The sequence below is a fragment of the Sphingomonas sp. STIS6.2 genome, from assembly GCF_000732685.2.
In the GTDB taxonomy this organism is placed as follows: Bacteria; Pseudomonadota; Alphaproteobacteria; order Sphingomonadales; family Sphingomonadaceae; genus Sphingomonas; species Sphingomonas aerolata.
Window position 1 is genome coordinate 1 of sequence record NZ_JPDP02000111.1, and the last position, 2,195, is coordinate 2,195.

The following is a 2,195-nucleotide window of genomic DNA, read 5'->3' on the forward strand; positions in this document are numbered from 1 at the left end:
GAGGATATGGATCCCCGCCTTCGCGGGGATGACGGTCCGGCAGCAGGCACAAAAAAAAGGGCCGCGGGAGTTTCCTCCCGCGGCCCTTTTTTGTGTAACGTATCAGTGGCTGCCCGGGGGCGCCATGTCGATCGGCTCGCCGCCATCGGCCATGCCGCGCCCGAGATAGCTCTTGCGGTAGCCATAGAGGAAATAGATCACGAGGCCGACCGCGCCCCAGATCGGCAGCACCGCCATCGCCTCATAGGGAAGCGAGAAGTACAGCCCGATGCAGCCGACGATCGTCAGCGGCGCGACGATCCAGGCCGCCGGCGTGCGGAACGGACGATGCCGGTTCGGCTCGCGCTTGCGCAGGATCAGCAGCGCGATCGCGACCATCATGAACGCGTAGAGCGTGCCCGCATTGGCGATGTCCGCGAGCTGCCCGACCGGCAGGAACGCGGCGGCGAATGCGACGAACACGCCGGTGATCGCGGTGACGATATGCGGCGTCTTCCACTTGGGATGCACGCGGCTGAGCACTTCTGGCAGCAGGCCGTCGCGGCTCATCACGAAGAAGATGCGCGTCTGGCCGAACATCAGGATCAGGATCACCGACGGCAGCGCGAGACCGGCGGCATAGCCCATCCAGTTGCCGACATTGGCATAGCCGACCTGACGCAGGACATGCGCTAGCGCCTCGTTCGAACAGACCAGCGCCTGCGCGTTGGCGGGGATCAGGCAGGCGCGGGCGAGCTCGGCCGACCCGGTGGTGAACGGCACGCCGTCGGCGCCGAACAGCGGCTGCCCGCCGATCGTGCCGATCGCACCCGCTGCGACCAGCATGTAGAACACGGTGCAGATGCCGAGCGAGGCGATCAGCCCGATCGGCACGTTGCGCTGCGGATCCTTGGTCTCCTCGGCCGCGGTCGAGACCGCGTCGAAGCCGACATAGGCGAAGAAGATCGTCGCCGCCGCGCCGACCACGCCCAGCCCGTTGCTGCCGAGGATGCCGGTGGGGAGGAACGGCTCGAAATTGCTGCCATGCGTCTTGGGCAGCGTCAGCGCGACGAACGCAGTCAGCGCGACGACCTTGATCGTCACCAGCACCGCGTTGACGCGCGCGCTCTCGGTCGTGCCGATCATCAGCAGCCAGGTGATCAGCAGCGAGATGACGACCGCGGGCAGGTTGATGAACCCGCCCGGCATGTACGGCCCGTGCGACAGCCAGGTCGGCAGTGTTATCCCGAACGTCTCGTGCAATATCGAGCCCGCGAAATAGCCGGACCAGCCGACCGACACGGCGCTCGCGGCCACCGCATATTCGAGGATCAGCGCCCATCCGACCGTCCAGGCGAGCAGCTCGCCCATGACCGAATAGGTGTAGGTATAGGCGGAGCCCGCGACCGGGGCCATCGCCGCGATCTCGGCATAGCAGAGCGCGGCGACGACGCAGACCGCGCCGGCGACGACGAAGCTCAGGATCATGCCCGGCCCGGCCTTCTGCGCGGCGGCGGAGGTCAGCACGAAGATGCCCGTGCCGATCACGCAACCGATGCCGAGCATGGTTAGCTGGAACGCGCCCAGCGATCGGTGGAGCGATTTCTTCTCCGCCGTCGCCAGAATGGCGTCCAGTGACTTAACGCGACCAAAAATCAATTCGGTTCCCCCCGGGGGTTGTGAGGGCCGGTCCACTGGCCCCCTTGCTCAAGCCGGGAAGCCTAATGGCAATTTTATTACGCGCAATCCTTTAGTGGCGGAAAGCCGCGCTATCCGGCCAGCATCGGGCCAAGCGGACGCCCGCCAAAGACATGAACGTGCAGATGCGGCACCTCCTGATGCCCGTGCTGGCCGATGTTCGCGAGCAGGCGATAGCCCGGCTCGACCAGCCCCGCGGCGCGCGCGACCGTCCCGACCGCGCGGATGAACCCGGCAATCTCCGCATCGCCCGCACGCGCGGAGAAATCGTCCCACGAGACATAGGCGCCCTTGGGGATCACCAGCAGATGCGTCGGCGCCTGCGGGTTGATGTCGTGGAACGCGATCGCGAAGTCGTCGTCATAGACGCGCCTGGACGGGATCTCGCCGCGCAGGATCTTCGCGAAGATGTTCTGGTCGTCATAGGGCTGGGTGGCGTCGATCGGCATGGGGTTTGCTCCTTTCGGGGCATCCTACCAACCTTCGTCATCCCCGCGAAGGCGGGGATCCATATCCTC

General features: G+C 66.1%; 2 protein-coding genes. Both read right to left on the reverse strand.

Annotated features, from left to right (window positions below; all coding sequences use genetic code 11):
• Window positions 1-102: 102 nt before the first annotated feature.
• On the reverse strand, window positions 103-1,638 hold the full coding sequence (locus tag sphst_RS13620; protein WP_056408830.1) for an amino acid permease: 1,536 nt from the start codon (window positions 1,636-1,638) through the stop codon (window positions 103-105).
• Between the two features lie 110 nt (window positions 1,639-1,748).
• Window positions 1,749-2,126, reverse strand: a complete 378-nt coding sequence (locus sphst_RS13625; protein ID WP_031394258.1) for a histidine triad nucleotide-binding protein — start codon at window positions 2,124-2,126, stop codon at window positions 1,749-1,751.
• Window positions 2,127-2,195: the final 69 nt, after the last annotated feature.

Coding starts and splice junctions, on each gene's coding strand:
- sphst_RS13625 (WP_031394258.1), bottom strand. CDS start 2,126: ATGCCGATCGACGCCACCCAGCCCTATGACGACCAGAACATCTTCGCG.